The sequence below is a fragment of the Roseateles sp. genome, from assembly GCF_047654805.1.
Lineage (GTDB): Bacteria > Pseudomonadota > Gammaproteobacteria > Burkholderiales > Burkholderiaceae_C > Pelomonas.
Map to the genome: position 1 here is coordinate 2,389,505 of NZ_JASGIV010000001.1, position 25,863 is coordinate 2,415,367.

Annotated in this window: 27 protein-coding genes and 2 tRNA genes; 8 read left to right on the plus strand and 21 right to left on the minus strand. The window is 68.3% G+C overall.

The genetic code is table 11. The features are described from left to right. The first annotated feature begins 1 nt into the window (after position 1). Positions 2 to 505 carry a hypothetical protein gene (locus QM732_RS10620; protein ID WP_415656123.1) on the plus strand — a complete coding sequence of 168 codons (504 nt, stop codon included), beginning with the start codon at positions 2 to 4 and terminating at the stop codon, positions 503 to 505. Positions 506 to 660: 155 nt separating this feature from the next. Here QM732_RS10620 and QM732_RS10625 read toward each other — a convergent pair. From QM732_RS10625 to uvrC, 7 genes are all read right to left on the minus strand, one after another. Then, a tRNA-His gene (locus tag QM732_RS10625) sits at positions 661 to 736 on the minus strand. Between the two features lie 28 nt (positions 737 to 764). After that, entirely contained in the window at positions 765 to 2,678 is a 1,914-nt protein-coding gene (locus QM732_RS10630; RefSeq protein ID WP_415656124.1) for a SurA N-terminal domain-containing protein, read from the minus strand. Between the two features lie 106 nt (positions 2,679 to 2,784). Continuing rightward, a tRNA-Val gene (locus QM732_RS10635) sits at positions 2,785 to 2,860 on the minus strand. A 25-nt stretch (positions 2,861 to 2,885) separates the two neighbouring features. Continuing rightward, positions 2,886 to 3,158: an HU family DNA-binding protein gene (locus QM732_RS10640; protein ID WP_056201680.1), complete on the minus strand. Its 273-nt coding sequence runs from the start codon at positions 3,156 to 3,158 to the stop codon at positions 2,886 to 2,888. A gap of 227 nt (positions 3,159 to 3,385) precedes the next feature. Then, positions 3,386 to 3,952, minus strand: a complete 567-nt coding sequence (gene pgsA, locus QM732_RS10645) for a CDP-diacylglycerol--glycerol-3-phosphate 3-phosphatidyltransferase (RefSeq protein WP_415656125.1) — start codon at positions 3,950 to 3,952, stop codon at positions 3,386 to 3,388. A 324-nt stretch (positions 3,953 to 4,276) separates the two neighbouring features. Continuing rightward, the gene (locus QM732_RS10650; protein WP_415656126.1) at positions 4,277 to 4,789 is read right to left on the minus strand and encodes a hypothetical protein; all 513 of its coding nucleotides are present in this window, start codon (positions 4,787 to 4,789) and stop codon (positions 4,277 to 4,279) included. Between the two features lie 21 nt (positions 4,790 to 4,810). After that, positions 4,811 to 6,817 carry an excinuclease ABC subunit UvrC gene (uvrC, locus tag QM732_RS10655; RefSeq protein WP_415656127.1) on the minus strand — a complete coding sequence of 669 codons (2,007 nt, stop codon included), beginning with the start codon at positions 6,815 to 6,817 and terminating at the stop codon, positions 4,811 to 4,813. 33 nt (positions 6,818 to 6,850) lie between these two features. Between uvrC and earP the strand changes: the two genes are divergently transcribed. Both earP and efp read left to right on the plus strand, forming a co-directional pair. Further along, positions 6,851 to 7,882, plus strand: coding sequence for an elongation factor P maturation arginine rhamnosyltransferase EarP (gene earP, locus QM732_RS10660; RefSeq protein ID WP_415656128.1), 1,032 nt, complete (start codon positions 6,851 to 6,853; stop codon positions 7,880 to 7,882). 96 nt (positions 7,883 to 7,978) lie between these two features. Next, positions 7,979 to 8,533: an elongation factor P gene (gene efp / locus QM732_RS10665; RefSeq protein WP_331176222.1), complete on the plus strand. Its 555-nt coding sequence runs from the start codon at positions 7,979 to 7,981 to the stop codon at positions 8,531 to 8,533. 521 nt (positions 8,534 to 9,054) lie between these two features. Here efp and QM732_RS10670 read toward each other — a convergent pair. The 7 genes from QM732_RS10670 to mltG form a co-directional block, all read right to left on the minus strand. Further along, on the minus strand, positions 9,055 to 9,276 hold the full coding sequence (locus tag QM732_RS10670; RefSeq protein WP_415656129.1) for a hypothetical protein: 222 nt from the start codon (positions 9,274 to 9,276) through the stop codon (positions 9,055 to 9,057). 117 nt (positions 9,277 to 9,393) lie between these two features. Beyond that, complete coding sequence (locus tag QM732_RS10675) at positions 9,394 to 10,068, minus strand: ankyrin repeat domain-containing protein (RefSeq protein ID WP_415656130.1); 675 nt, start codon at positions 10,066 to 10,068, stop codon at positions 9,394 to 9,396. Further along, entirely contained in the window at positions 10,065 to 10,853 is a 789-nt protein-coding gene (locus tag QM732_RS10680; protein WP_415656131.1) for a TatD family hydrolase, read from the minus strand. The genes QM732_RS10675 and QM732_RS10680 overlap by 4 nt, the downstream gene beginning before the upstream one ends. Then, a complete protein-coding gene (locus QM732_RS10685; protein ID WP_415659366.1) occupies positions 10,853 to 11,245 on the minus strand; it encodes a PilZ domain-containing protein in 393 nt (130 codons plus the stop codon). Before QM732_RS10685 ends, QM732_RS10680 begins: the two co-directional genes overlap by 1 nt. 67 nt (positions 11,246 to 11,312) lie before the next feature. After that, positions 11,313 to 12,320 (minus strand): DNA polymerase III subunit delta', encoded by a 1,008-nt coding sequence (locus QM732_RS10690; RefSeq protein ID WP_415656132.1) that lies wholly within the window; start codon positions 12,318 to 12,320, stop codon positions 11,313 to 11,315. Continuing rightward, the gene (gene tmk, locus QM732_RS10695; RefSeq protein ID WP_415656133.1) at positions 12,314 to 12,943 is read right to left on the minus strand and encodes a dTMP kinase; all 630 of its coding nucleotides are present in this window, start codon (positions 12,941 to 12,943) and stop codon (positions 12,314 to 12,316) included. Before tmk ends, QM732_RS10690 begins: the two co-directional genes overlap by 7 nt. After that, positions 12,940 to 13,932, minus strand: a complete 993-nt coding sequence (gene mltG / locus QM732_RS10700; protein ID WP_415656134.1) for an endolytic transglycosylase MltG — start codon at positions 13,930 to 13,932, stop codon at positions 12,940 to 12,942. The genes tmk and mltG overlap by 4 nt, the downstream gene beginning before the upstream one ends. 47 nt (positions 13,933 to 13,979) lie before the next feature. On the opposite strand from mltG, the gene QM732_RS10705 reads away from it, so the two are divergent. Together QM732_RS10705 and QM732_RS10710 are read left to right on the plus strand one after the other, a co-directional pair. Beyond that, complete coding sequence (locus QM732_RS10705) at positions 13,980 to 14,867, plus strand: YgfZ/GcvT domain-containing protein (protein WP_415656135.1); 888 nt, start codon at positions 13,980 to 13,982, stop codon at positions 14,865 to 14,867. Between the two features lie 2 nt (positions 14,868 to 14,869). Then, a complete protein-coding gene (locus QM732_RS10710) occupies positions 14,870 to 15,118 on the plus strand; it encodes a DUF4936 family protein (protein ID WP_415656136.1) in 249 nt (82 codons plus the stop codon). Positions 15,119 to 15,147: 29 nt separating this feature from the next. Here the strand turns inward: QM732_RS10710 and QM732_RS10715 are convergent, their stop codons facing one another. The 3 genes from QM732_RS10715 to QM732_RS10725 all read right to left on the minus strand — a co-directional run bounded on the left by QM732_RS10715 (position 15,148) and on the right by QM732_RS10725 (position 18,721). Next, positions 15,148 to 16,005: a YbgC/FadM family acyl-CoA thioesterase gene (locus QM732_RS10715; protein ID WP_415656137.1), complete on the minus strand. Its 858-nt coding sequence runs from the start codon at positions 16,003 to 16,005 to the stop codon at positions 15,148 to 15,150. Next, positions 16,002 to 16,898, minus strand: a complete 897-nt coding sequence (locus QM732_RS10720) for an alpha/beta hydrolase (RefSeq protein WP_415659367.1) — start codon at positions 16,896 to 16,898, stop codon at positions 16,002 to 16,004. Before QM732_RS10720 ends, QM732_RS10715 begins: the two co-directional genes overlap by 4 nt. A gap of 134 nt (positions 16,899 to 17,032) precedes the next feature. Next, positions 17,033 to 18,721 (minus strand): S10 family peptidase, encoded by a 1,689-nt coding sequence (locus tag QM732_RS10725; protein WP_415656138.1) that lies wholly within the window; start codon positions 18,719 to 18,721, stop codon positions 17,033 to 17,035. A gap of 59 nt (positions 18,722 to 18,780) precedes the next feature. On the opposite strand from QM732_RS10725, the gene QM732_RS10730 reads away from it, so the two are divergent. Further along, positions 18,781 to 19,932 (plus strand): iron-containing alcohol dehydrogenase, encoded by a 1,152-nt coding sequence (locus QM732_RS10730; RefSeq protein ID WP_415656139.1) that lies wholly within the window; start codon positions 18,781 to 18,783, stop codon positions 19,930 to 19,932. A gap of 138 nt (positions 19,933 to 20,070) precedes the next feature. Continuing rightward, a complete protein-coding gene (locus QM732_RS10735) occupies positions 20,071 to 21,621 on the plus strand; it encodes a methyl-accepting chemotaxis protein (protein WP_415656140.1) in 1,551 nt (516 codons plus the stop codon). Between the two features lie 21 nt (positions 21,622 to 21,642). On the opposite strand, the gene QM732_RS10740 is transcribed toward QM732_RS10735, so the two are convergent. Together QM732_RS10740 and aceA are read right to left on the minus strand one after the other, a co-directional pair. Then, a complete protein-coding gene (locus QM732_RS10740; RefSeq protein ID WP_415656141.1) occupies positions 21,643 to 22,458 on the minus strand; it encodes a hypothetical protein in 816 nt (271 codons plus the stop codon). Between the two features lie 112 nt (positions 22,459 to 22,570). Then, positions 22,571 to 23,869: an isocitrate lyase gene (aceA, locus tag QM732_RS10745; protein WP_415656142.1), complete on the minus strand. Its 1,299-nt coding sequence runs from the start codon at positions 23,867 to 23,869 to the stop codon at positions 22,571 to 22,573. A 271-nt stretch (positions 23,870 to 24,140) separates the two neighbouring features. On the opposite strand from aceA, the gene QM732_RS10750 reads away from it, so the two are divergent. Beyond that, positions 24,141 to 24,698, plus strand: a complete 558-nt coding sequence (locus QM732_RS10750) for a GNAT family N-acetyltransferase (RefSeq protein WP_415656143.1) — start codon at positions 24,141 to 24,143, stop codon at positions 24,696 to 24,698. A 33-nt stretch (positions 24,699 to 24,731) separates the two neighbouring features. On the opposite strand, the gene QM732_RS10755 is transcribed toward QM732_RS10750, so the two are convergent. Further along, on the minus strand, positions 24,732 to 25,145 hold the full coding sequence (locus QM732_RS10755; protein ID WP_415656144.1) for a globin domain-containing protein: 414 nt from the start codon (positions 25,143 to 25,145) through the stop codon (positions 24,732 to 24,734). A 12-nt stretch (positions 25,146 to 25,157) separates the two neighbouring features. Beyond that, the gene (locus tag QM732_RS10760) at positions 25,158 to 25,841 is read right to left on the minus strand and encodes a PEP-CTERM sorting domain-containing protein (RefSeq protein WP_415656145.1); all 684 of its coding nucleotides are present in this window, start codon (positions 25,839 to 25,841) and stop codon (positions 25,158 to 25,160) included. Positions 25,842 to 25,863: the final 22 nt, after the last annotated feature.

Here is a 25,863-nt window from a genome sequence, read left to right on the forward strand (position 1 = left end):
AATGGAACGGATCAACTTGCCCGTGATCGTGCAGGCCCAGCGTGCCGTCCAGCGGATGAGCCTGGAGCAGAAGGTGGCGCTCACCGATGAGATCTTCGTGAAGCAGCCCACGTTGCTCGCGTCGATCCTGGTGCTGCCGCGCATGGGCGTGGCCATGGCGCAGTTGGATGTGGCGATTCACGTCCTGCTCGTCACGTTCCAGGCGATGAAGCTCAGCGGTCACCAGTGGCCCGTCGTCACCGAGGACATCCAGGAGGGATGCCTACAGCGCCTGACTGCCCGTGCGCGCTTCAACGAGGGGCTGCCGCCTGAGTTGGTCGCCCAGATCGTCCAGAAGTTCTGTGACGAGCATCCCGAGCGCAATCTGCTTGCATTCGCCTACGGCTATCTCGGCGACCACGACCTGTGGGCCGTGCGTACCGAGGCTGAGAAGTACTTGGTACTGGCCACTCTCAACCTCGTGGAGTGCGTCGCCTTCGTCGGATCCGCAGCTGCGGCGAGATAGCCCCGCTTCCAGACTGAGTCAAGGTGGAGCGGCTGGACGCTCACTGTTCCCCTGCGTTGCAATGACACGACCTGACATGCCACGGCAAGAAAAAAGCCCCAAGTGCTTGATGCGCTTGAGGCTGCTTCTTCATGGCATGCCATGAGATGTTCTTATGGGGTGGCTGATGGGACTCGAACCCACGACGACAGGAATCACAATCCTGGACTCTACCAACTGAGCTACAGCCACCGCAGAGCCAAAAAGTATAACCTAAAAATCAGGGCGCACTGGCGCCAGAGGCCGGAGCGGCAACTTTAATGCTCGCCTTGTACTGCGACTTCAATGCAGCCAGGTAGGCCTGGGCCTCGGCACGCGCCCAGGCGCTGGCGTACTGCTGGGCAGCCCGCTTGTCGTCGATGATGGCGGCGTCGCGCGGGCGCAGTTGATTGATGCGCACGACGAGATAGCCGCCATCGTCGGCCGCAACACCCAGGGCCACCGGAAGCTTGGCAGCATCGGCACCCAACACGGCCTCGAGTTGGGCGCGCGTCAGGCTATGCGACATCGGGCGCGACACGGTCACCGCAGCTTCCAGTCCTGCAGTGTCGGCCGGGTTGGCCTTGAGCGCCGCAACGCGCGCTTCGCCGGCCTTCTTGGCCTGCTCGGAGGCGAGCTTCCTGACGAGCTGATCGCGAACCTTGTCCTTCACGTCGGCCAGCGGCGGCACGCGGGCCGGGTTGTGCTGCGTGACGTGGGCAGACACCAGTTGGCTGGGGCCGGTCTCGATGGCTTCGGTGTTGCGCTTGTTGCGCAGGGCCTCGACGCCGAAGACGGCATCCAGCAGCTTGGTCGAAGCAAGCGGGCCGATGGCGCCCGGCAGGGGCTGGCGCTGCACGGTGGCGGTCTGGACCTGAAGCTTGAGCTTGTCGGCCGCGGGCTGCAGGCTGTCCGACTGCTCGTAGACGAGGTTGCCAAACTGCTCGGCGGCTTCCGAATAGCGTCGCTGGGCAAGCTGCTTGCGCACCTCGGCCTCGACCTCGGCCCGGACGGCCTCGAAAGGCTTTTGCTCACCGCCACGCGTGCCGGTCAGCTGGATGATGTGATAGCCGAAATCGGTCTCGACGAGGTTGCTGATCTCGCCCGGCTTCATCGCATAGACGGCCGCATCGAACTCCTTGACCATGGCGCCACGGCTGAAGAAGTCGAGGTCGCCGCCGTTGACCGCAGAACCCTCGTCCTGCGAATTCTTCTTGGCCAGCGCGGCAAACTCGGCCGGGTTCTTGCGGACCTGGGCCAGGATTTCCTCGGCCTTGGCCTTGGCCTTGGCACGTTCTTCTGCCGGCGCGCTGCGCTCCACCTTGATCAGGATGTGGCTGGCTCGACGCTCTTCGGGCACGCCGTAGCGCGACACGTTTTCCTTGTAGTAGTTCTTCAGGTCGTCTTCGGTGAACTTGACGTCCTTCTTCAGAGCCTCGAGGTCGAGCACGACGTACTGGATCTGCGCCGTTTCGGGCAGCTGGAACTTGGCGGCGTTGGCTGGTTCCTTGTAGAAGGCATCAATGTCTGCGTCGCTCGGATTGATCTTCGCGGCGAAGTCCTTGATGTCGAAATGCTGCAGCTGCACCTCGCGCTGCTGCAGCAGCGAATCGAAGGCCAGCTTGGGCGCGGCGGTGCCGACAGCGGCAGAGCTCTCGATGGGGGTCGTGACCTGGCGCAGTGCGTAGTCCTGGCGCAGACGCTCCATGAAGATGGAAGGCGTCATGCCCTGGGCGGCCAGCAGCCCCTTGTTGACCGTGCCATCAGGGTTGCGCAGGAATGCGAACTGCGGGTCGTTCCAGAAACGCGCGTTGACGGCCTCGGCGCTGGGCGTGAAGTGCTGCTGGTCGGCCGCGGCCTTGAGCGTGCGTTCGTTGACGAGCTGATCCAGGGCTGCCCGCTTGACCTCGGGCGTGTCCAGCAGCTTGGCGTCGATGGTCGGGTTCTGGCGGCGGATGCGGTCGGCCTGCTCGCGCTGGGCGGCATCCCATTCAGCCTGGGTGATCTTGCGGCCGTTCACGGTGGCCACGCCAGCATTGGCGCCATCCATCATGCTGGTGTAGCCCTGCATGCCGACGAAGGCGAAGGACGGCAGGATCAGGATCAGCAGGATGAACTGAAATAGGCGCGTGTTGGCGCGGACGAATTCAAACATCTTCGGGAAGCCTTGAGAGGTCAGACGCGACGAAGGCGAACCAAGGTTCGCCTTCGAGGGGAGCTGCATTCTAAGTGTGATGCAGCAGACGCCGCCCGGGGGCGGGTGGTGGGCGCTGACGGGCTCGAACCGCCGACAATCTCCGTGTAAGGGAGGTGCTCTACCAACTGAGCTAAGCGCCCGGGAATTCCGGGACCGGCCGAATGGTCAGTTCACCGCGTCCTTGAGTGCCTTGCCGGGCTTGAACTTGGGAACCTTGGCCGATTTGATCTTGATCGTATCGCCAGTGCGGGGGTTGCGGCCGGCACGCGCCGCACGCTTGGTGATGCTGAAGGTGCCGAAGCCTACCAGCGAAACGGTGCCGTTCTTCTTCAGCGTCGTCTTGACGCCGCCGATCACGGCTTCGAGCGCACGGCCTGCGGCGGCCTTGGAGATGTCGGCTTGCTTGGCGATGTGCTCGATCAATTCGGACTTGTTCACTCGTGCCCCCTCGTGAGGATTCAGCGGACTGTTGAGCCCTGCAGCCTTGGATGGCGAGCAGGACTGCGATGCGGATGTCGATCCCGCGCACTACGCTGCCCGTGACAGGCCGGTTGACGCGGCCAGGGCGCGCGCGGGGAAGCGGATTCTAGACGCGCGTCCGGTGGTGAGCAGGGCGGGAAAAGTCCCGATACAACTCGCTGTCCGGCTTGCTGCCTGACGTCGTCCTAGCGCGCCTTGGCGCGGATCTCCGGCACGGCCTTCTGGAGGTAGTAGACCATGGACCAGATCGTCAGCACGACGGCCGCGTAGATCAGCCAGGTGCCCCAGAGCCGCGTCGGGATGAGCCCGAAGAGCTGGCCGTCGTAGAGCAGGAAGGGAATGGCCACCATCTGCACGGTGGTCTTGAGCTTGCCCACCATGTGCACGGCGACGCTGCGCGAGGCGCCGATCTGCGCCATCCACTCGCGCAGCGCCGAGATGGCGATCTCGCGGCCGATGATGACGAGGGCGACGAAGGCGTCCACGCGCTGCTGCTCAAGCAGGATCAGCAGGGCCGAGCAGACCAGGAACTTGTCGGCCACCGGGTCCAGGAAGGCGCCGAAGGACGAGGTCTGGTTGAGCTTGCGCGCGAGCCAGCCGTCCAGCCAGTCGGTCAGCGCGACGACGATGAAGAGAGTCGTCGCGAACAGGTTCTGGTGAGCCGGCGTCAGCCCGAGGTGGAACACGCCGACGATCAGCGGAATGGCCACGATGCGGGCCCAGGTCAGCAGGGTCGGCAGCGTCAGGAACATATCGGTGCCCGCTCGGCCGCCCGGAGGGCACTGGCGCCCCTGCGGGGGGCAGTGATCGAAGAGAACGTTGGGGCGAACATCCTTAGCATTGTGCCCAAGCCCGCAGGCCGCCCCTGACTGAGCCGGCGGGGCTGTGGCGAGAAGGTGTCAGTTGAGCGTGAGCGGCTTGAAGCGCCGGCCCTCCTCGAAGAGGAAGGTCTCCGTGAACTTCCAGGGTTCGGGCATGCGCCGCACGTCACCGAACGGTGCGGCGCGGTGATTAGCATTGTGCCCAAGCCCGCAGGCCGCCCCTGGCTGAGCCGGCGGGGCTGTGGCGAGAAGGTGTCAGTTGAGCGTGAGCGGCTTGAAGCGCCGGTCCTCCTCGAAGAGGAAGGTCTCCGTGAACTTCCAGGGTTCGGGCATGCGCCGCACGTCACCGAACGGTGCGGCGCGGTGAATGGCGTCGATGGCCAGCTGCAGCGTCTCAGGCGCGAATCTGGGCTTGCGCAGCACGTTCACGCGACGCACGCTGCCGTCGGCCTTGACCTCGACCTCCAGCACGACCAGCGTCAGCAGATGGGTCGGCGCCGGCGTCATGAAGGTGCCGTCGGGGTTGGCCATGACCAGCCGCTCTGCGGCCTGGCGGCGCAGCTCTTCTTGCGTGCGCACGGCCCTGGGTGGCGGCATGCCGGGCGGCTTGGGCGCGGCCACGACGGCCGGCGATGGCAGGGGCGCCGGCACGGCGACGGGGGCTGACGGCGGCGCCGGCGCGGGCGCCCGGGGCGCGGCCGCACAGCCGGCCAGCACGGGGCCGATCAGCCAGCGGGCGGCACGCTTGAAACGGTCGATGACGGGCACTTGCTCTCCTCGGGTTCGCGCTCAGTGCAGCGCGCGGTAGATTTCTTCGGCCAGTTCGCGAGAAACGCCCTTCACGCTGGCCAGTTCGTCGATGCTGGCGCCCGCGACGCCGCGCACGCCGCCGAAGCGCTGCAGCAACTGGGCGCGCTTCTTGGGGCCGACGCCTGGCACGTCCTCCAGGCGCGAACCGCCGGTGCGCGTCGCAGCGCGCTTGGCACGCATGCCGGTGATGGCGAAGCGGTGGGCCTCGTCGCGGATCTGCGCGATCAGCATCAGCGCCGCGGAATCGCGGCCCAGGTAGACCTTCTCCCGACCATCGGCGAACACCAGCTCCTCCAGGCCGACCTTGCGGCCCTCCCCCTTCTCGACGCCGGCGATCAGGCCCAGGTCCAGCCCCAGCTCCTCGAAAACCTCGCGTGCCATGCTGACCTGGCCGCGGCCGCCGTCCACCAGCACCAGGTCGGGCAGTCGCCCGGTGCCGAGCTGCGCGGCCTCGGCCATCTTGCTGTAGCGGCGCGTCAGCACCTGGCGCATGGCCGCGTAGTCGTCTCCGCCGGTAATGCCCTCTATCGTGTAGCGCCGGTACTGGCTGCTCTGCATCTGGTGTCCCTCGAACACGACGCAGCTTGCCATCGTTGCCTCGCCGGCGGTATGGCTGATGTCGAAACATTCGACACGGAATTTGTCGATCTCGGGCGGCGCGAGATCCAGCGCGTCGACCAGCGCCCGCGTCCGCGCCTGCTGCGAGCCCTCCTCGGCCAGCAGCCGCGCCAGGGCAAGCTCCGCGCCCTTGACGCACATCTCCAGCCAGATGCGCCGCTGGCCGCGCGGCTGCGCCTGTACGGTCACGCGGCTGCCTGCCTGGCCACCCAGGGCTTGCGCGAGATCGGAGTCGACAGCTTCACTGACGACGATGAGGCCGGGCACGGGCGACGCCAGGTAGTGCTGGGCCATGAAGGCCTCCAGCACCTGCCGCTCGGGCGACAGCGCTTCCTCTTCCTCCAGCTGGATGGCCGTCGCATCGTCGACATGCCTGGGGAAGAAGGCCCGGTCCCCAAGGTGGCGGCCGCCCCGCACCATCGCGAGGTTCACGCAGGCCCGGCCGCCCTGCACCTTGACGGCAAGGATGTCCACGTCGCGGTCCCGCCCCGTGGCGCTGCTCTCTTCGATGACCTGCTGCTGCAGCACCTTGGACAGCGCCTGGATCTGGTTGCGCACCTCGGCCGCCTGCTCGTAGTGCTGCGCCTCGGCATACGCCATCATCTGCTCCTGCAGCATGGCCATGACCTCGTCGGTCTCGCCACGCAGGAAGCGCTCGGCGCTGGCCACGTTGCGCGCGTAGTCGCCCGTCTGGCCGGCAGGCACGCACGGCCCCGAGCAGCGCTTGATCTGGTGCAGCAGGCAGGGCCGGCTGCGGTTGTTGAAGACGCTGTCCTCGCAGGTGCGCAGCTTGAACACCTTCTGCATCAGCTGGATGGACTCCTTCACCGCCCAGGCGCTCGGGAAGGGGCCGAAATACTGGTGCCGCTTGTCCACCGCGCCGCGGTAGTACGCCATGCGGGGGTAGGCGTGCGAGGTGATCTTCAGGTAGGGGTAGCTCTTGTCGTCCCGGAACAGGATGTTGAAGCGCGGGTTCAACGTCTTGATCAGGTTGTTTTCCAGCAGCAAGGCCTCCGCCTCGGTGCGCACCACCGTCGTCTCCAGCCGCGCGATGCGCGCCACCATCATGCCGATGCGGGTGCCGCCATGGTTCTTCTGGAAGTAGCTGGAGACGCGCCGCTTCAGGTCCTTGGCCTTGCCGACGTAGAGCACCTCGTCGCGGGCGTCGAAATAGCGGTAGACACCAGGCAGGGCCGGCAGTGCATTCACTTCGGCCACCAGCTTCTCGCGCACCTCGCGCGCGGCGGCCTCCATCTCGGCGGCGCGCTTCTTCTCGGCGGCCTCGACGGCGGCGCGTTCGGCAGACCAGTCGGCCTGCTGCTGGGCGCCGAGTTCGGAGTTGGACGGAGGGACGGGCGGAGTCGACATGGCGCGGGATTTTGGCCTGGGACAATCCCCCTCATGAGCAGGCCGGTGGTTTGGGACATCTTTTGCCGCGTCATCGACAACCACGGCGACCTGGGGGTCTGCTGGCGGCTGGCGCGCGACATCGCAGCCCGCGGCCACATGGCGCGGCTGTGGGTGGACGATGCCGCGGCGCTGGCCTGGATGGCGCCGGACCACCCCGCCGGGATCGAGCTGCACGCGTGGCCCGAAACCGATTTGGCGGTGCGGCCTGGCGATGTCGTCATCGAAGCCTTCGGCTGCGAGCTGCCGCCCGCCTTCGTGGCCCGCATGGCCGTTCGCGCGCCCGCACCGCGCTGGGTCAACCTGGAGTACCTGAGCGCCGAGGACTACGTCGAGCGCAGCCACGGCCTTGCGTCCCCGCAGTTCAGCGGTCCCGGCGCCGGGCTGACCAAGCATTTCTTCTATCCCGGCTTCACGCCGCGCACCGGCGGGCTGCTTCGCGAGCCAGGACTGCTGGAAACCGTCGCCGGCTTCGATGGCCCGGCATGGCTGGCCCGGCGCGGCTGGGCACCGCGCCCCGGCGAGCGCGTCGTCAGCCTGTTCGCCTATGCCAACCCCGCCCTGCCGGCACTGCTGCAGGCGCTGGCCGCGCAACCCACGCTGCTGCTGGCCTGCCCGGGACCGCTGCAGCCTCTCGTCACCGAGCGGCCGGGGCTGCGCACGCTCGCCCTGCCCTACCTGTCCCAGGACGACTACGACCGCCTGCTGTGGGCATGCGACCTGAACTTCGTCCGCGGCGAGGACTCCTTCGTGCGCGCCCAATGGGCCGGAAAACCCTTCGTCTGGCACATCTACCCCCAGCACGACGATGCCCATCGCGCCAAGCTGGAAGCTTTCATGTCGCGCGCCTCGCTGCCCGAAGACTGGCGGGCGCTCTGGCGCGGCTGGAATGGTTTCGCCCCCCTGCCCGCCACGCTGAGCGGCCTGGCACAGGCCGGCATCCATGCACCCAGGTGGCGTGCGCAGTTGGCTGCGCAGCCCGACTTGCTGGCGCAATTGCAGAGCTTCTTAGGGGTTTCCAGCTAGAATGACGGGCTTTGCCGCGCCAAACCGAGACGGAGTCTCCTGGAGTCTGGTGCGCCGTCCAGCCGGAAGCCCGGCCTCATCACACCGCAATACACCATGAAACTCGCTCAAGAAATCCGCGCCGGCAACGTGATCATGCAGGGCAAGGACCCGATGGTCGTCCTGAAGACCGAATACAGCCGTGGTGGCCGCGGCGCCGCCACCGTGCGCATGAAGATGAAGAACCTGCTCAACGGCGCTGGCGCCGAGCTGGTCTTCAAGGCCGACGACAAGATGGAGCAGATCATCCTCGACAAGAAGGAGTGCACCTACACCTACTTCGCCGACCCGATGTATGTCTTCATGGACACCGAGTACAACCAGTACGAGGTCGAGGCCGAGAACATGGGTGATGCCATCTCCTACCTGGAAGACAGCATGCCGGTGGAAGTGACCTTCTACGACGGCAAGGCCATCTCGGTCGAACTGCCCACCAGCGTCGTTCGCGAGATCGAGACCGAGCCGGCCGTCAAGGGCGACACCTCGGGCAAGGTTATGAAGCCCGCCCGCCTGAAGGGCACCGGCTTCGAGATCGCCGTCCCGCTGTTCGTCGAGAACGGCGACAAGATCGAAATCGACACCCGCACGCACGAGTACCGCAAGCGCGTCTGAACGCAGCTTCGGCCTCGACAGCAAGACGCCCGCTCACAGCGGGCGTTTTTGTTTTCAGGCGCCAATCGCCAGATGCGAGGCCAACGAGGTTGCACTCGTCACGTGCATGGTGATGAGCGTCCGGCCGCCCCACCTTGACTCGGTCTGGAGGCGGGACTACCCCGCCGCTGCGGCGGCAATGCACTCCACGAGGTTGAGAATGGCCAGTACCTAGTACTTCTCAGGCTCGGTACGCACAGCCCAGAGGCCGTGGTCGCCGAGAGGGCCATGGATGAACGCGAGGAGGTAGCGCTCGGCATTGCTCGACGCAGAACTTCTGGACGGTCTGGGCGACCAGGTCTGGTATGCGGCGCGTGCAGCGGTGGGACTCTCCCGCCGGACAACAGGGCCCTGAATCGATGGCGCACGCGAGGCGCATGTCCCGATACTGTGCAGCGTCAGGGTGAAGGCCGCCGGATGCAAGTCGAGGGCTTGAGCTGCTCTTGCGCCCCATCCAGGGCCTCTACAACCCAATAGCGTTCTCAGGCCTCGTCGGAAAGGTCCGGCACATCCATCTCGACGTCGATCTCGCTGTCGAAATCGGCAGCACTGCCCCGCACCGGAATCCAGGGACGGTCCAGCGGACGGTAGACGCGGCGCTGCAACCGGGCCAGGCGGTCGGAGCGCTCGATGGCGCTCATCACCTGCTCGGGAGCGATCAGCATCGCGAACGGGTCGGCCAGATTCGGGGTGGTGTTCAGCATGGTGAGCCTCGGTGTGAGTCGATGGCTTCACTGTAGGCAGGGGCACCGCGCCGCGACAGTCGGCACAGCACGCTAAACGCTGTAAGACTTTCCCCTACAAGCCCGCCCGGGCGAGAACTATTTGGCGCCGCCGGCCGCCTTGGCGGCATCGGCCGCACGCTGGCGTTCCTCGATGACGCGACGCAACTCCTTGGCCATCAGGTCACGTCCACCGCGCGCCGCAAAGTCGGCCGCCGTCAGCTCCTGCTCGTTGGCCGCGCGCGGCTCGGCACCGGCCTTGAGGAGCAGCGGCACGAGATCGCTGTTGCCGTAGCGAGCAGCCATCATCAGCGGCGTCGTGCCGTTTTCGGAGCGCGCATTGATCTCCGCCCCCTGGGCGATGAGGAAGGCCGCGACGCCGTTGTCCGGCCCGGCGCAGGCGTAGTGCAGCGGCGTCCAACCCTGGCGGTTGATGGCGGCGCCGCGCTTCACGAGGACCTGCACCGCCGGCAGCGAACCTCGGATCGCAGCAATCATCAGCGGTGTCTCGCCCTGCGCGTTGGGCCCGTCCACCTCGGTCTGGGGCGAGGCGAGCAGGCTGTCCAGCGCGCGCAGCGACTCCTCGCGCACGGCAATGAAGATCGCCTTGCGCCCGCGTCCGTCAGCCTGGTTGGGGTCGACGCCCTTGAGCAGCAGGCTGAGCACGGCACGGCCGTCGTTCAGCTCGGCGGCAATGACGAGGTCATCGATGGGCGCGGCCTGCGCCAGCGCCGCGGCCGCCAGCGCGCCAACGGCAAGCCAGGCCTTCTTCATGCCGCCACCTCGGGCAGGCCGAACAGCCGACGCGTGTTCGCGGTCGTGGCGGCCGCCAGCTCGGGCACGGGAAGGCCCAGCGCGTCGGCCACGGCCTTGGCCACATGGGGCACGTAGGCAGGCGAATTGGTCTTGCCGCGCATCGGCACGGGCGCGAGATAGGGGCTGTCGGTCTCGATCAGCACGCGGTCCAGCGGCAGCAGCTTCAGCAGGTCGCGCAGGTCCTGCGCGTTCTTGAAGCTGACGATGCCGGAGAACGAGATGTAGTAGCCACGCTCCACGGCCGCGAGCGCCACCTCGGCCGTCTCGGTGAAGCAGTGGAAGACGCCGCCGGCCTGCTCGCCGCCCTCCTCGTCCAGCACGCGCAGCGTGTCGGCCGCGCTGGAGCGCGTATGGATGACCAGCGGCTTGCGCGCCTCTTTTGCTGCGCGGATGTGGGTGCGAAAGCGCTCGCGCTGCCACTCCATGTCGTCGATGCTGCGGCCATTGAGGCGGTAGTAGTCCAGCCCCGTCTCGCCGATGGCGACGACGCGCGGCAGCGCGGCCAGGCGGACCAGCTCGGCCACGTCGGGCTCGCGCATGTCCTCGGTGTCGGGGTGCACGCCAACCGTCGCCCAGAGCTGGCCATGAGCCAGCGCCAGCCCATGCACGGCGTCGAACTCCTCCATCTGCGTGCAGATGCAGACAGCCTGGTCGACCTGGGCCGCACGCATGTCGTCCAGGATGGCGGGCAGCTTCTCCTTCAGCTCCGGGAAGCTGAGGTGGCAATGGGAATCAATGAACATCAGAGCGTCTGCGTCGGCTTGCTCGACGAGATGGCCGTTCCGAGGACTTCCTCGATGCGCACGCGTATCAGCCGCGTCTTCTCGTCGCCGGGGAAGCGCACGCCCACGCCCTGGGTGCGGCCGCCCGAGGCATTGGGTGGCGTCAGCCAGGCAACCTTGCCGGCCACCGGGTAGCGCTGGTTGTCCTCGGGCAGGGCCAGCAGCAGGTAGATGTCCTCTCCCAGCCGGTAGTCGCGCGTCGTCGGCACGAACAGGCCGCCGTCGGTGAAGGCCGGGATGTAGGCGGCATAGAGCGCCGACTTCTCCTTGAACACGAGCTGGATCACGCTCGGCCGAGCCCCGGACGCCGTGCCAGCGCCACTCACCGCCGGCAGGGGCAATGCGCCGCTCATGTGGCTGGGGTGGAATTGCGCGGGCTGGCCGGGCTTGGAGTTGGCGTCGCTCATGGGGCGAGTGTATTCATCGGGCCGCGGCCGAGATGGCCGCCTGGGCTTGGGCCACCAGCGCCTCTATCCACAACCCGGCATTCAGCGGGTGATCGGCGTGCCGTGCCGCACGGCGCAGTTCGGCATCCCAGCCCAGCAGCGGCGCGGCGCGGCGCGGCGCAGGCAGCGATGCCGCCGCGAAGAACTGGCCCGGCCGCCCATGGGCGCGGCGCAGCAGGTCGTGGCACAGGCGCTGCAGCGCATCGATGACACGCGGCGGCGCCCAGTCCGACAGCGCCGCCGCCTCGCCGCGGGCCACGCGCTTGGGCAGCGCCTGCCAGGCGGCATCCGTCAGCCCCGCCTCGGACCAGGCCAGCGCCTGCTGGGGCCGGCCACCGGTGGCGTCCAGCAGCCCGGCAGCACCTTCCACACCCTTGGCCGCCAGCCAGGCCAGCGCGGCCTCGCGTTCAGGCAGCGGCAGCGGCAGCGGCTGGCAGCGGCTGCGGATGGTGGGCAGCAGCGCAGCGCTGTCATGGCTTGCGAGCGCAAAGCGCAGCAGCCCGGAAGGCTCCTCCAGCGTCTTGAGCAGCGCATTGGCGGCCACGCCGTTCAGCGCCTCGGCCGGGAAGATGACGGCCACCTTGGCCTTGCCGCGGGCCGACGTCGCCTGAGCGAAGGCGAGCAGGTTGCGCACCGCCTCCACCTTGATCTCGCGGCTGGGCTTGGCCTTGCCAGCCTTGGGGGCGTCCGGCTCCTCGAAGGGCAACCCCAGGGATTCGCGGGCCGGGGCGTCCAGCGCCTCGGGCAACAGCAGCTGGAAGTCCGGATGCGTGCCGCTGGCAAACAGCTTGCAGCTCGCACAGCGTCCGCAGGCGGGCTGGGCTTCGGCGCGATCCTCGCAGAGCCAGCTCTGCGCCAGCTTGACGGCCAGTTCGAGCTGGCCGACGCCGGCCGGTCCCTGCACCAGCAGCGCATGCGAACGCGCACGGGCCAGCGCGTCGGCCAACGGCCCCTCCAGCCAGGGCAGATCGGCGTTCAGCATGCTGGATAGCGGGCGGACAGGACCGCCAGCACTTGCGCCCCGACCTGCTCGACCGTCCCGCTGGCGTCGATGCGCACGATGCGGCCCGGTGCCTTGGCTGCGCGGGCCGCATAGCCGGCGCGCACGCGCTCGAAGAACTCCAGGTCCAGCTGCTCGATGCGGTCGGCCTCGCGGGACCCCACTTCGCGCCCGACACGGCGCGCTGCGGCCTGCCCGGCGGGCAGGTCGAACCACAGTGTCAGCTCCGGCTCCGTGCCCTCCTGCACCCAGTCCGCCAGCGGCTCCAGCACCGCCAGCGGCAGGCCTCGGCCACCGCCCTGGTAGGCGAAGCTTGCGTCGGTGAAACGGTCGCACAGCAGCGTGCGGCCGGCCGCCAGCGCCGGTTTGATGATGGTTTCGACGTGGTCGCGCCGTCCGGCAAACATGAGAAGCACCTCGGTCAGCGAGCCCATGGGCTGGCTCAGCACGATGTCGCGCAACGTCTCCGCCAGCGGCGTGCCCCCGGGCTCGCGACTGAGCTGAACGTCCGCGCCGCGGGCACGGAACCAGTCGGCCACGGCCTGGATGTGGGTGGACTTGCCGGCACCGTCAATGCCCTCGAAGCTGATGAATCGTCCCGTCACTTGCCGCGGATGTATTTGTTGACCGCGCGATTGTGCGCGGTGAGGTCTTCGCTGAACTCGCTGCTGCCATCGCCGCGCGAGACGAAATACAGCGACTTCACGGCCGCCGGATGCAGGGCCGCCTGCAGCGAGGCCTGCCCCGGCATCGCGATGGGCGTGGGCGGCAGGCCGCCGCGGGTGTAGGTGTTGAAGGGCGTGTCTGCCAGCAAGTCGCGCTTGCGCAGGTTGCCGTCGAAGGCTTCGCCCAGGCCGTAGATGACGGTGGGGTCGGTCTGCAGCGGCATGCCCACGCGCAGCCGGTTCACGAACACGGCCGCGACCCGGCTGCGATCGGCGGCCGCGCCGGTTTCCTTCTCGACGATGGAGGCCAGGATCAGCGCCTCCTCTGCGTTCTTCAGCGGCAGCTCCGGCGCGCGGGCTGCCCAGGCCGCAGCCAGGCGGCGCTGCATCGCCGCGCGGGCTCGCTTGAGCACGGTCAGGTCGCTGACGCCGCGGCTGTAGGCGTAGGTGTCAGGGAAGAAGCGCCCCTCGGGGAGCAGGCCCGGCTCGCCGAGCGCGGCCATCACCTCGGCATCGCTCATCTGCGCCGTCTTCGCCTTCAGCGCGGGCGCGGCGGCCATGGCCGCCCTCACCTGGCGCCAGTTCCAGCCCTCGATGAGCCGCAACTGCTCCAGCACCTCGTCGCCGCGCACCATCTTGTCCAGCAGCTCGCGCGGGGTGATGCCGGCATGCACCTCGTAGCTGCCGGCACGGATCTGCCGGGCCTGGCCGGACCACTTGAACCATTGGTAGAGGTAGCGCGCATCGGTCCGAACGCCGGCCGCGACCCAGGCGCGCGCGACGTCGGCCGGATTGGTGCCGGGCTCGACGGACAGTTCCACCGACGGTGCGGCCAGGCTCAGCGGGCTGCGCAACCACTGCCAGACGGCGCCAGCGGCCAGCGCCGCGATCAACAACACAGCGAGCAGCGCCCGCACCAACCACTTCATGCCCTTGCCCGGGGTCTGCCCAAAGGGGGCTGATGATAATTGCGGGCATGACCGAAACGACTTCTCTGCGACTCGGCGACTGGGGCGTGATCCGCGCCCAGGGCGCCGACGCTGCCAGCTTCCTGCACAGCCAACTGACCCAGGACTTCGCGCTGCTGGGCCGAGACCATGCCCGTCTTGCCGGTTTCTGCACGGCCAAGGGCCGGCTGCTGGCCACGATGGTGGGCTGGCGCCAGGGCGAGGACGAGATCCTGCTGGCCCTGCCGGCCGAGACGCTGGCCGCGACGCTCAAGCGCCTGTCCATGTTCGTGCTGCGTGCCAAGTGCAAGCTCAGCGATGCCAGCGCCGAGTTCGCCGTCTACGGCCTGCTTGGCGCGCCCGACGCGCAGGCCTGGTCGCTGGTGCGCGATGGCGATGTGGTGCAGATCGCGCTGCCTGCTGCCGCTGGCTCCGGTCGCGCCCTGCGCGTGCAGCCGGTGGCCACGCCCGCTCCTGCAGGTGCGACGACGAGTGCCGAGGACTGGGCCTGGGCAGAGGCCCGGGCCGGCATGGCCTGGGTGCGCGGCGCCACTGTCGAGGCCTTCGTGCCGCAGATGATCAACTTCGAGGTGCTGGGCGGCGTGAGCTTCAAGAAGGGTTGCTATCCCGGCCAGGAGATCGTCGCCCGCAGCCAGTACCGCGGCACGCTGAAGCGCCGCCTGCAGGTCTTCGAGACCGAGGGCGAGGCGATCGTCGGGCAGGAGGTCTTCAGCAGCACCGACCCCGACCAGCCGGCCGGCGTGGTGGCCGGCCGCGGCACGCGCGACGGCCGCACGGCGATTGCCGCCGAGATCAAGCTCGCCGCGCTGGAAGCCGGCAGCCTGCACCTGGGCAGCGCCGGCGGCGCCACGCTGCAGCCGCGCGCCCTGCCCTACGACATCCCGCCGCAGGAGTGAGCGTGCAGCTCTACGTCTACTACCGCGTCGAGGCCGAGAACGTCGACGCCGCGCTCGTCGCCTTCCGCAAGGCGCGCGTCGAAGCGCCCATCGAGCTGCTGCAGCGCCCCGAGCCGAATGCCGACGGGCAGTGGACGTGGATGGAGATCTATCCGGAGGGCTGGGGCCATCGTGAGCCCCAGGTCGCCGCGGCGATGGCGCAGTGGCTGGCCGGGGAACGCAAGGTCGAGCGCTTCGAGATGCTGGGCTGAACCCCGGCCCCGCGAACGCGGCCGCGGACCTAGAGCGTTCTCACCATCTCCACGTGCCCGATGCCCGCCTCCTCGAAGGGCTCTCCGCGCCGCTGGAAACCGGCCCTCAGGTAGAAGTTCTCCGCCGACAGCTGGGCGTGCAGCAGCACCTCCCTGTAGCCCTGCTTCTTCGCCTCGGCCATCAGCGCGTCCAGCACCTGGCGGCCTATGCGCGTGCCGCGCATGGGGCGCAGCACCGCCATCCGGCCGATCTTGGCCACGCCGGGCACATGCTCCAGCAGCCGCCCTGTGGCCAGCGGCACGCCGAAGCGGTTGAGCGCCAGCGCATGCAGGCAGCTCGCGTCGGCGCTGTCCCACTCCATGTCGGCCGGGATGTGCTGCTCCTCGATGAAGACCTGGCGCCGGATCGCAGCTGCCGCCTCGCCCAGCTCGCTCCAGGCGCCCAGCGCGACGTCGACGACGGGCTGGCCAGCCTCGAAGTCGTGCATGACGCGGCGTAGCGCATCAGGCAGGCGCGCCGGCGTCTGCGTACCCGGGTCGGCGAAGACATAGATCATCTCGGCCTGGACCAGCATCTGGTCGCCGTGAAAGACGGCGCCGTCCACCTTCATGGAGCTGTTGCCGAACTCCCGGCAGCGGATGCCGATGTCCAGGCGATCGTCATAACGGGCCGAACCCCGGTAGTCCAGCGTCGCACGGCGCACGTAGAGGTCGCCCCCCATGCTCTTCATCGTCTCCGCATAGGGAATGGCCAGCGCGCGCCAGTAGCCGCTGACGGCCGTATCCAGATAGGTCAGGTAATGCCCGTTGAAGACGATGCCCTGGGCGTCAACCTCGGCCCAGCGCACGCGCAGGGGCTCGAGATGGCGGAAGTCGGTGCGTTTCATGGTGTCAGATGGTTCTTGAGGGCTTCGGCACAGGCATTGAGCGCAGTCAATGCCTCGGGAATCTGGCGGCCCATCTTGATGAAGTCGTGAGTGACTCCACGCAAGAGCTCCAGTTGCACGTCGACGCCCGCGGCGCGAAGGGTGTCGGCGTAGGCGATGCCCTCGTCAACGAGGGGGTCGCACTCGGCCAGCACGACGCAGGCCGGCGCCAGGCCCGAGTGGTCGTCGGCCTCAAGCGGCGCGAAGCGCCAGTCACAGCGCTGCCCGCGATCGATGTAGTGGTCGAAGAACCAGGCGATGCTGGCGGCGTCCAGCAGGAAACCGTTGGCGAAGAAGCGGTGCGAGGGCGTATCGGGACGGCTGGCGGTGCCGGGCGTGATGAGCAGCTGCAGCGCCAGCGGCAACCGGCGGTCGCGGGCGAAGAAGGCGGTGCTGGCCGCCAGCGTGCCGCCCGCGCTGTCGCCGCCCACGGCGAGCCGGCTGCCGTTCAGTCCGAGGCCGTCGGCCTGACGGTGCAGCCACTCCAGCGCCGCCCAGGCGTCGTCCACGGCCGCGGGGAATCGATGCTCGGGCGCGAGGCGATAGTCCAGCGCCAGCACGGCCGCACCGCTGCGCAGGCTGAGCTGGCGGCACAGGCTGTCATGGGTTTCCAGGTCGCCGATGGTGAAGCCGCCACCGTGCAGATAGAGCAGCACCGGCAGCCGCCCGCCGCTGGGGGCGTACAGCCGCGCCGGCAGGCCGGCGGCCTGCAAGTCCTCGACGCGGGCCAGCGGCGCGCGCGGCAAGTCCAGGATCTCGGCCCCCATGCGGTAGGCGATGCGTGCCTCACGCGGCGTGAGGCTGTGAAAAGGCGGCCTGTTGGCGCGGTGTATGCGTTCGAGCAGCCCCGCCATGCGCGGGGTCAGGAGCTGGGTGGGCGACGTCATGGAGCCCGCATTCTGCAAGAGCCGCGGAACAGCCCTCACCTCTGCACGTTCCTCTCCCCTGACCTCCCGGCCCTGACATGGCGAGCCTCACCTGCTCGCCTTCACCTCCTGGGTGGCACCCAGGGGTCGCGCTGCGGCGCCTGGAGGGCGGGCTCGTTCGTGGGCGGCACGCTGCCCGGCACCTGCGGCGTACCGGCGCGGTCGACGGCGACAACGGGCCGGGACGCCAACACATGGCTTTCGGGGCCGAGATCGGCCGCAGCGCGCAGGGCCAGCGTGGCGGCGTAGAAGGCCTTGAGGTCGACCAGTTGGGCGGCACGCGTCGCATCGTCCAGATAGCTCATGTGGCCGCCCGCATAGTTGCGGATCCGCACGCGGCCGGCATCGACGCGGGCAAGGTCCGTCTCGGTCAGATGGAAAGGCGTGGCCAGGTCGTGGTAGCCACTGATGGCCAGCACGCGCAGGCGCGGGTTCTGCGCCAGCGCCGCGGCCAGGTCGGGCAAGGTGTCGGGCAGCGAGCGCCCGGCATGGCTGAAGTCCCAGAAGCTGATGGCGTTGCTCAGCACCACGTAGGTGGACCCGTTGCGGTAGCCGAGCTGGTCGCGCAGGTGGGTGGCGATGCCCATGACAAAGCTATCGTTGATCCACGTGCTGGACACATCGCCGTCGGCGGCGAGCTGGCTGCCGACGGCGGCCTTCATGCGCGCGTCGTAGCGGCCAAGTTGCTGGCCCGGGATCAGCCACAGGCGGAAATTGTCGGCCGGCACGTCCAGGCTTGACTGCCAGCGCGCCGCAGACAGGCCGGTCAGGTCGGCCAGCGGCTGCCAGAGGGCCGGCGTGGGCTGGCTGCTGGTCTGCCAGGCCAGCAGCGCGGGCGCATAGACCTGGTCGGCATAGGTCCGCGCCTGGGCGATCCAGGCACCGAGGTCCATGGGCACCGGCTGGGTCAGGCGGTGGAACGCACCGACGGCCGCAAAGCTCGGCAGGTAGCCGGCACAGCCCTGAGTCGAAGTGATGCCGCAGTTGCTGTTGTAGTCCATTGCAGGCGACTGCAGCACCAGGCCGTCAAGCATGACGCCGGCCTCCTGCAGCCGGCGCGCCAGCACCGCCGTGCGCGGGCCGCCATAGCTTTCGCCATAGAGGTACTTGGGCGATGCGGCGCGGCTGTTGACGGTGAGCCAACGTTGGATGAAGTCGCGAAACAGCGCCGCGTCGACATCCACGCCCCAGAAGCTGCGGTTGGTAAAGGGCGCGATGGCCTGCGAGTAGCCGCTGCCGACGGCGTTGACGAAGACGAGGTCGCTCTGTCCCAGCAGGTGTTCGGTGTTGTCCACCATGGGAAAGGGGCGCGCGGCCGTCGTGTCGGGCGCGTTGGTGACCAGCCGTTTGGGCCCGAAGCTGCCCAGTTGCAGCCAGACCGAGGCCGAACCGGGCCCGCCGTTGTAGAAGAAGGTGACCGGGCGCGTGGCCGCGTCCTGGCCGGGCAGCGTGTAGGCGACGTAGAAGACCGAGGCCTGGGCTGTGCCGCCGGCATCGCGCGCGATGAGATGGCCGGCAGTGGCCGTGTAGGTCAGCGTCTGGCCGTTGGCGCTCAGCGTCTGCGTGCTGATCGCGGCGGCCTCGACGGCCCCTGGCAGCGAGGCATCCGGCGCCGAGGAGTAGACAGTGGCGTCCGTCAGCCCGGGCGAGGCATCGACGGCCGGCGGCGTCGGCGCGGGAGACGAGCCACCTCCCCCGCCACAGGCCGCAAGGACCAGGGCGAGCAGCAATGCCGGGCGAGTCGCGCGCATGACGGCGAGTCTAGACAGGCCGGACTAGGATGCTCAAGGACATTCCGGAGACCACGGCCATGGCGCAGATCCTTCACGTGACCCGCATCGAGATCGAGTTTGGCGCCAGCCGCCTGCTGCCCGCCGAGTGCGAGCGTGCCGGCATGCGTCGGCCGCTGGTTGTGACCGACACCGGCGTGCGTGCCGCCGGCGTGCTGGACAAGGCATTGGCCGCATTCGCCGACCGGCCCGCCGTCTTCGACCGCACGCCGCCCAACCCCACCGAGGCCGCCGTACGCATGGCGGTCGAACAGTTGCGAGAGTGCGGCTGCGACGGCCTCATCGCCGTCGGCGGCGGCTCCAGCATCGACCTGGCCAAGGGCGTCGCCATCGCAGCGACGCACGAGGGCCCCCTCAAGCGCTGGGCCACCATCGAGGGCGGCGCCGTCGACATCAGCGCCAGGGTCCTGCCCGTCATTGCCGTGCCGACGACGGCCGGCACCGGCAGCGAGGTGGCGCGCGGCGCCATCCTCATCGTCGACGATGGCCGCAAGCTGGGCTTCCACAACTGGGAACTGCTCCCCAAGGCCGCCATCTGCGACCCCGAGCTGACGCTGGCCCTGCCGCCGGCGCTGACGGCTGCCACCGGCATGGACGCCATCGCCCACTGCATCGAGACCTTCCTCGCGCCGGCCTTCAACCCGCCGGCCGATGGCATCGCGCTGGAGGGCCTGCGGCGCGGCTGGGGCGCCATCGAGCGCGCCACGCGCGACGGCCAGGACCGCGACGCACGGCTGGACATGATGTGCGCCAGCGTGCACGGCGCGCTGGCCTTCCAGAAGGGGCTGGGCGCAGTGCATTCGCTCAGCCATGCCCTCGGCGGCCTCAACCCACGGCTGCACCACGGCACGCTCAACGCCGTGTTCCTGCCGGCCGTCATCCGATTCAACGCCGGGGCCGACAGCGTGCGGCGCGAGGACCGCATCGCGCGCCTGGCCCAGGCGATGGGCCTGCCCGGCCAGAACGCAGACACGGTGGCTGATGCGGTGGCCGACGCCATCACGGCGCTCAACGCAAGACTGGGCCTGCCGCGCGGCCTCGCGGCCCTGGGTGTCGAGCCCGAACTGGACGAACGCATCGTCGAGCGGGCGCTGCTGGACCACTGCCACAAGACCAACCCGCGCATCGCAACCGCCGACGAGTACCGGGCGCTGCTGGCGGCCTCGCGCTGAGACTGGCCCCTCGCTTTTGTCGCGGACAGCGTGATCGAAGTCCCAGTTCGCCCCTGGCCCGGGCTCTAGCGCGGCACTAGCATTCTCTGTTGCCCGGCGCGCATGCGCCGCGTATAGATGAGAAGACTGGAGGGGAACATGATCAAGCTATCCATCGGCAGGCGATTGGCTGCCGGCTTCGGGCTGGTGCTGGTGCTGGCCGGCTGCGTCATCGCGCTGGCGTCCTGGCGGCTGGCCTCGACGGCTGCAGCGACGCGGCAGATGATGGACGAGCCGCTGGCCAAGGAAAGGCTGATCTCGGACTGGAGCCGCAACATCAACTCGGGCGTGCGCCGCACCATGGCCATCGCCAAGAGCTCCGACACCTCGCTGGTGGCGTTGTTCAAGGAGGATCAGGACCAGTCCACCAAATCCTCCGGCGAGATGCAGGAAAAGCTGAGGACGCTGATCCGCTCACCCGAGGAGCAGGCGCTCTTCGACGCTGTCGGCGAGGCACGCAAGGTCTACATCGCGTCGCGCGACTCGATCGTCAAGCTGAAGAAGGACGGCCAGGCCGAGGCTGCGGACAAGGAGCTGACGGAGGTCTTCGTGCCCGGCTCCAAGGTCTATCTGGCACGCATGCAGGAGTTCCTGGACCACCAGCGCAAGAGCATTGACCAGACCGCCGCCGGCATCGACGCGGCCAATGGCAACGGTCGGCTGCTGCTGATGGGCTTCGGCCTGGCCATGCTGGGCCTAGGCGTTGCAGCGGCATGGAACATCACGCGCAGCATCACCGTGCCGCTGGCCGCGGCCAACGAACTGGCCGAGCGCGTGGCTGACGGCAACCTCATGCGCTCGGGCCAGGGCATGGCTGCGCGCAGCGACGAGATCGGCCAGTTGCAGACGACGCTGCGCCGCATGCGCGAGACCCTGTCGCAGACCATAGGAAGCATCCGCGACTCCGCCGAGTCCATCGGCACCGCCTCGTCCCAGATTGCCAGCGGCAACCAGGACCTGAGCGCGCGCACCGAGAAGGCTGCGTCCAGCCTGGAGCAGACGGCCAGCGCGATGGAAGAGCTGACCGGCACCGTGCACCAGTCGGCCGCATCGGCCGGCCAGGCGAATCAGCTGGCCGAGTCGGCGGCCAGCGTGGCCCACCGCGGCGGCGAGGTCGTGGCCCAGGTCGTGCAGACCATGGACGAGATCAACACCAGCTCGCGCAAGATCGCAGACATCATCGGCGTCATCGATGGCATCGCCTTCCAGACCAACATCCTGGCGCTGAACGCCGCCGTCGAGGCGGCACGTGCCGGTGAACAGGGGCGCGGCTTCGCGGTCGTCGCAAGCGAGGTGCGCTCGCTCGCCGGCCGTTCGGCGGACGCGGCCCGCGAAATCAAGGGCTTGATCGGCAGCAGCGTCGAGCGCGTCGAAGCCGGTTCGCGCCTGGTGGGCGAGGCAGGCAAGACGATGGACGAGCTGGTCGGCGCCGTGCAGCGCGTCAAGGACATCATGAGCGAGATCACCACGGCGACGGCCGAACAGTCCGACGGCATCGCCCAGGTCAACATCGCGATCGCCCAGCTCGACCAGGTCACGCAGCAGAACGCCGCCCTCGTGGAAGAGTCCACTGCCGCGGCCGAGAGCCTGCGCGAGCAGGCGATGACGCTGAACAGCGCGGTCGGGACCTTCCAGGTCGCGCGACGCTGAGCAGCGGCCCTGGCGACGGCCTCAGTCGCCGCCTCCGCCGCAACCCGATCCGCCGCAGCTGCTGCCTCCGCCATCCGAGCTGGCATCGCAGCCGCCGTCGCTGAAGCTCCAGCCCGTGCTGCTGCCGCCATCGGCGGCCTGGCGCCGCTGCAGCTCGGCCAGTTCGGCTTGGCTGATCAGGCCCAGGGCCACCAGGCCGGCGCCGGCCACGGCGGCATGGGCGATGGCGCTGCCGATGGGCCGGCCGAATCCGTCGTTCTGGCGGTGCACCAAGCCGCCCTTCTCGAAGCTGTACGTCCAGCCCGCAGGCAGTTGGAGCAGGCCGTCCAGCGCAAACAGCAGCGGCAGGCGCGGCCCCAACAGGTCCAGCCCCTCGCTGCGGCAACTGCCTGCCCACGTGCGGGCCAGGCATTCGTCCAGCGGCGCCTCCAGCGCCTCGGCCTCGCGGTGCGGCACCTCGAAGCCAAAATGGCGTTGCTGCCAGTTGGCGAGGCCGACGGGGTCCAGCGCCAGCCAGATGTGCCAGACCGAATCGGCCGCCATGCTCGGTAGCGCACAAGCGCCCTGCCCGCGCTGCAGCCGGCAGGCCTCGAAGAACTGCGCGAGACCCAGCGAGCAGCGCAGCCAGGCCGCGTCGTCGACGGGCAGGCCGGGAAATTCATCAGGGGCGTGGTGCGCCCAGGCCGAGCGGACCGCCGCCGGGATCTGGTCGGCCGCCATGGTGGCCGGCGGGCAGCGCCGGCGCAAGCCTTCCCGCTGCCGGGCCCGCTGCCGCGACCACCAGGCACCGAACCGGTGGGCAAGGCTGAACTTTGTTGTCGTTGTTGTGTTGTTCATGGCGCCAGTCTGTGAACAAAGCATGACGCGACCATGACAAAAAAAGACCCGCCGAAGCGGGTCGTGAAAGTCAGGAGTTGACGCTGACTGTGATTAACCGTGTCGGCGTGGCTCAACCATGCTTGGCATCGAAGAACTGCTCGTCTTCCGTCGAGCCCTTCAGTGCCGCGGTGGAAGCGTTGGCCTCGATGGTCGTCGTGACGGCGTCGAAGTAGCCGGTGCCGACCTCGCGCTGGTGCTTGACCGCGGTGAAGCCCTTCTCGGCAGCGGCGAACTCGGCCTCCTGCAGCTCGACGAACGCGCTCATCTGGTTGCGGGCGTAGCCGTAGGCCAGGTTGAACATCGAGTAGTTCAGGCTGTGGAAGCCGGCCAGCGTGATGAACTGGAACTTGTAGCCCATGGCGCCCAGCTCGCGCTGGAACTTGGCGATGGTGGCGTCGTCCAGGTTCTTCTTCCAGTTGAAGGACGGCGAGCAGTTGTAGGCCAGCAGCTTGCCCGGGAACTTGGCATGGATGGCGTCGGCGAAGGCCTTGGCGAAGGCCAAGTCGGGCTTGCCAGTCTCGCACCAGATCAGGTCGGCATAGGGCGCATAGGCCAGGCCTCGGCTGATGGCCTGATCCAGGCCGTTCTTCGTGCGGAAGAAGCCTTCGACGGTGCGCTCACCAGTGCAGAAGGGCTTGTCGTTGTCGTCGATGTCGCTGGTGACGAGGTCGCCGGCCTCGGCGTCCGTGCGGGCCACCAGCAGCGTGGGCGTGCCCATCACGTCGGCGGCCAGTCGGGCCGCGACCAGCTTGGCGACGGCCTCGCGGGTGGGCACCAGCACCTTGCCGCCCATGTGGCCGCACTTCTTGGCGCTGGCCAGTTGGTCCTCGAAGTGCACGCCGGCAGCGCCCGCCTCGATCATGGCCTTCATGAGTTCGAAGGCGTTCAGCACGCCGCCGAAGCCGGCCTCCGCATCAGCCACGATGGGAGCGAAGAAGTCGATGTCGTCCTTGCCTTCGCTCCACTGGATCTGGTCGGCGCGCTGGAACGTGGCGTTGATCTTCCTGACGACCTTGGGCACCGAGTCCACCGAGTACAGCGACTGGTCCGGGTACATCTCGCCGTTGCTGTTGGCGTCACCGGCCACCTGCCAGCCCGACAGGTAGATGGCCTTCAGGCCGGCCTTGACCTGCTGCATGGCCTGATTGCCGGTCAGCGCGCCGAGCGCGTTGACGAAAGGCTCGCTGTTCACCAGGCCCCAGAGCTTGTCGGCGCCACGCTTGGCCAGCGTGTGCTCGATGGCAACGGAGCCGCGCAGGCGCACCACGTCGGCGGCCGTGTAGCCGCGCGTGATGCCCTTCCAGCGGGGGTTCTCGGCCCAGTCCTTTTCGAGGGCGGCGATCTGTTGGTCACGGTTGAGGCGGGTCATGTAAATCTCCTTGCAGACATCGAAAACCGATGGCGTAAGACTAGTCCTCGCCTCCTCCCTTGCACACCCCCAAGTCTTCTATAAGACAAAAAACTTTATCTATATAAAACAATGACTTAAAAACGCATTTTCAAATCGCAAAATGCAATTCACCATAATGAGAAATCTTGCGGCGGTGCAGCATGTGTGCTTTTCATGATCTGAAAAGTGACTTTCGAATCGTGAGATCGACCGCCCCAGAATGCCTTCTCAAGCCTCATTGCACCGTGCCATGACCATCCTGATCACGCCCCGACTGCGGTTGGAACCGCTGGACGACAAGCACTTCGACGCCTTGCACCGCCTGAACAGGGATCCTGTCGTCATGCGCTACATCACCGGGCGGCCGGACACGCCCGCGGACACGCAGTCCATGATCGATCGCGTGAAGACCCGCTGGGCCGAGTTGGGTTATTCCTGGTGGGGCTTCGTGCGCCGCGACGACGGCGACCTGGTCGGCTGCGGCTGCATCCAGCACCTGAACCGCGACCCGAACGGCCCGCTGGAGACCGGCTGGCGTTTGCGCCAGGACGCCTGGGGCCGGGGCTATGCCAGCGAGGCCGCCCGGCACATGGTCGGCTGGGCATTCGCAACGTTGAAGCCAGAGCTCATCTGCGCCGTCTGCCAGCCAGAGAACACGCCCTCCTCCACCGTCATGGAAAGGCTGGGCATGAGCTACGTGGGTACGGGCCGCTGGTACGACATGGACTGCAAGCGCTACGACATCAGCGCACAGGCGTGGCCCGCCTCAGCCGGCCACGCCGCGTGGCGGGCTGATCTGGCCACCTGATCCACCTGATCTGACCGGCCGACCGCTGGCGCTTCAGGCGGGCTGGTAGGCCCTCTCGCGCATGACGCGGCTGACCCGGACATAGAAGTCCGCCCAGGCCTCGCGGACCACGGGAGTGAAGGCCTCGCCCAACGACGCAGCCAGGGTGTCCAGCAGCGCGCCGCCGACGGCGTCGTAGTGTTCCTCGTGGACGCCGTAGGCCACGTGCCGGGCCCCCAGCACCGCCAGCACGGCATCCAGTTGCTCGGGATGGTCCAGCAGCGCCACGGCATCGCCGATCATCTCGAACAGGCGCTGGCTCTGCGCCGCCATGTCCGTGCGAAAGAGCATGCTGACGGAGGGGTCGCGCTCGAACAGCTTGTCGTAGAAGAGCGCGCCGGCCTGCAGGGTGCGCGACTCGACGAGCGCGAAGCTCCGGCGCACCAGCTGGATTTGATGGGCATTCATTGCCGCCCCCGCTCAACCGCGACGGCGACGCAGCAGCAGCCAGAGCCCCGAGACGGCGAGCGCCAGGCTGCTCGGCTCCGGCACCGTGTTGGAGCCGCCGCCCGGGTTGCCACCGCCAGGATTGCCGCCGGGGTTGCCACCAGGATCTCCGCCGGGGTTGGTTGCAGAACAGCCTGCCGTGCAGTTCAGCGACGTGAACATGCCTTGCAGCATGCCGGCACCCGACTCCCAGCTGAAGTCGGACCAGCCGAAATCGGCCAGCGTGTAGCCGCCATCGCGCAGCGGCAGTCCGGCATTGCCGAACAGCGCCATCGTGAAGTCATACAGCCCCGCGCTGACCGTGCCGTCGCTGCCCGTCCCCAGCAGGCCCAGCCAGTCATAGCCACCGAGGTTGTTCATCACGTTCACGTGAAAGCCCTGGCTGCCGAAGTCCAGCACCGCGCCGCCATCGAACGACAGTGTCATCGACCAGGCAGCGCCGGCACCGGTATAGCTGCCCGTGCTGCCGCTCGGATCCACGATCTGGTTGGTGGCAGTGCTGTCGAAACTGAAGCTGCCCGCGAAGCCCTGGTAGCCGCGGTCGGCCTCGTCCCAGGTCACGTTGCCGGTAAAGCCGTAGTTCACCAGGTCGGCGTGTGCGGCCGCGGAGGCCAGCGCCAGTGCGGCGGTGGCGAGAAGAGCCTTGGCTGATTTCATGGAAGTCCCCCCCGGAGTCAAG

What these genes read in the sequence shown, in the direction of transcription:
- QM732_RS10620 (WP_415656123.1), top strand. Translation starts at nt 2, where the DNA reads ATGGAACGGATCAACTTGCCCGTGATCGTGCAGGCCCAGCGTGCCGTC.
- QM732_RS10630 (WP_415656124.1), bottom strand. Translation starts at nt 2,678, where the DNA reads ATGTTTGAATTCGTCCGCGCCAACACGCGCCTATTTCAGTTCATCCTG.
- pgsA (WP_415656125.1), bottom strand. Translation starts at nt 3,952, where the DNA reads ATGTTCCTGACGCTGCCGACCCTGCTGACCTGGGCCCGCATCGTGGCC.
- uvrC (WP_415656127.1), bottom strand. Translation starts at nt 6,817, where the DNA reads ATGTCGACTCCGCCCGTCCCTCCGTCCAACTCCGAACTCGGCGCCCAG.
- earP (WP_415656128.1), top strand. Translation starts at nt 6,851, where the DNA reads ATGAGCAGGCCGGTGGTTTGGGACATCTTTTGCCGCGTCATCGACAAC.
- efp (WP_331176222.1), top strand. Translation starts at nt 7,979, where the DNA reads ATGAAACTCGCTCAAGAAATCCGCGCCGGCAACGTGATCATGCAGGGC.
- QM732_RS10670 (WP_415656129.1), bottom strand. Translation starts at nt 9,276, where the DNA reads ATGCTGAACACCACCCCGAATCTGGCCGACCCGTTCGCGATGCTGATC.
- QM732_RS10675 (WP_415656130.1), bottom strand. Translation starts at nt 10,068, where the DNA reads ATGAAGAAGGCCTGGCTTGCCGTTGGCGCGCTGGCGGCCGCGGCGCTG.
- QM732_RS10680 (WP_415656131.1), bottom strand. Translation starts at nt 10,853, where the DNA reads ATGTTCATTGATTCCCATTGCCACCTCAGCTTCCCGGAGCTGAAGGAG.
- QM732_RS10685 (WP_415659366.1), bottom strand. Translation starts at nt 11,245, where the DNA reads ATGAGCGGCGCATTGCCCCTGCCGGCGGTGAGTGGCGCTGGCACGGCG.
- QM732_RS10690 (WP_415656132.1), bottom strand. Translation starts at nt 12,320, where the DNA reads ATGCTGAACGCCGATCTGCCCTGGCTGGAGGGGCCGTTGGCCGACGCG.
- mltG (WP_415656134.1), bottom strand. Translation starts at nt 13,932, where the DNA reads ATGAAGTGGTTGGTGCGGGCGCTGCTCGCTGTGTTGTTGATCGCGGCG.
- QM732_RS10705 (WP_415656135.1), top strand. Translation starts at nt 13,980, where the DNA reads ATGACCGAAACGACTTCTCTGCGACTCGGCGACTGGGGCGTGATCCGC.
- QM732_RS10715 (WP_415656137.1), bottom strand. Translation starts at nt 16,005, where the DNA reads ATGAAACGCACCGACTTCCGCCATCTCGAGCCCCTGCGCGTGCGCTGG.
- QM732_RS10720 (WP_415659367.1), bottom strand. Translation starts at nt 16,898, where the DNA reads ATGGCGGGGCTGCTCGAACGCATACACCGCGCCAACAGGCCGCCTTTT.
- QM732_RS10725 (WP_415656138.1), bottom strand. Translation starts at nt 18,721, where the DNA reads ATGCGCGCGACTCGCCCGGCATTGCTGCTCGCCCTGGTCCTTGCGGCC.
- QM732_RS10730 (WP_415656139.1), top strand. Translation starts at nt 18,781, where the DNA reads ATGGCGCAGATCCTTCACGTGACCCGCATCGAGATCGAGTTTGGCGCC.
- QM732_RS10735 (WP_415656140.1), top strand. Translation starts at nt 20,071, where the DNA reads ATGATCAAGCTATCCATCGGCAGGCGATTGGCTGCCGGCTTCGGGCTG.
- QM732_RS10740 (WP_415656141.1), bottom strand. Translation starts at nt 22,458, where the DNA reads ATGAACAACACAACAACGACAACAAAGTTCAGCCTTGCCCACCGGTTC.
- aceA (WP_415656142.1), bottom strand. Translation starts at nt 23,869, where the DNA reads ATGACCCGCCTCAACCGTGACCAACAGATCGCCGCCCTCGAAAAGGAC.
- QM732_RS10750 (WP_415656143.1), top strand. Translation starts at nt 24,141, where the DNA reads ATGACCATCCTGATCACGCCCCGACTGCGGTTGGAACCGCTGGACGAC.
- QM732_RS10755 (WP_415656144.1), bottom strand. Translation starts at nt 25,145, where the DNA reads ATGAATGCCCATCAAATCCAGCTGGTGCGCCGGAGCTTCGCGCTCGTC.
- QM732_RS10760 (WP_415656145.1), bottom strand. Translation starts at nt 25,841, where the DNA reads ATGAAATCAGCCAAGGCTCTTCTCGCCACCGCCGCACTGGCGCTGGCC.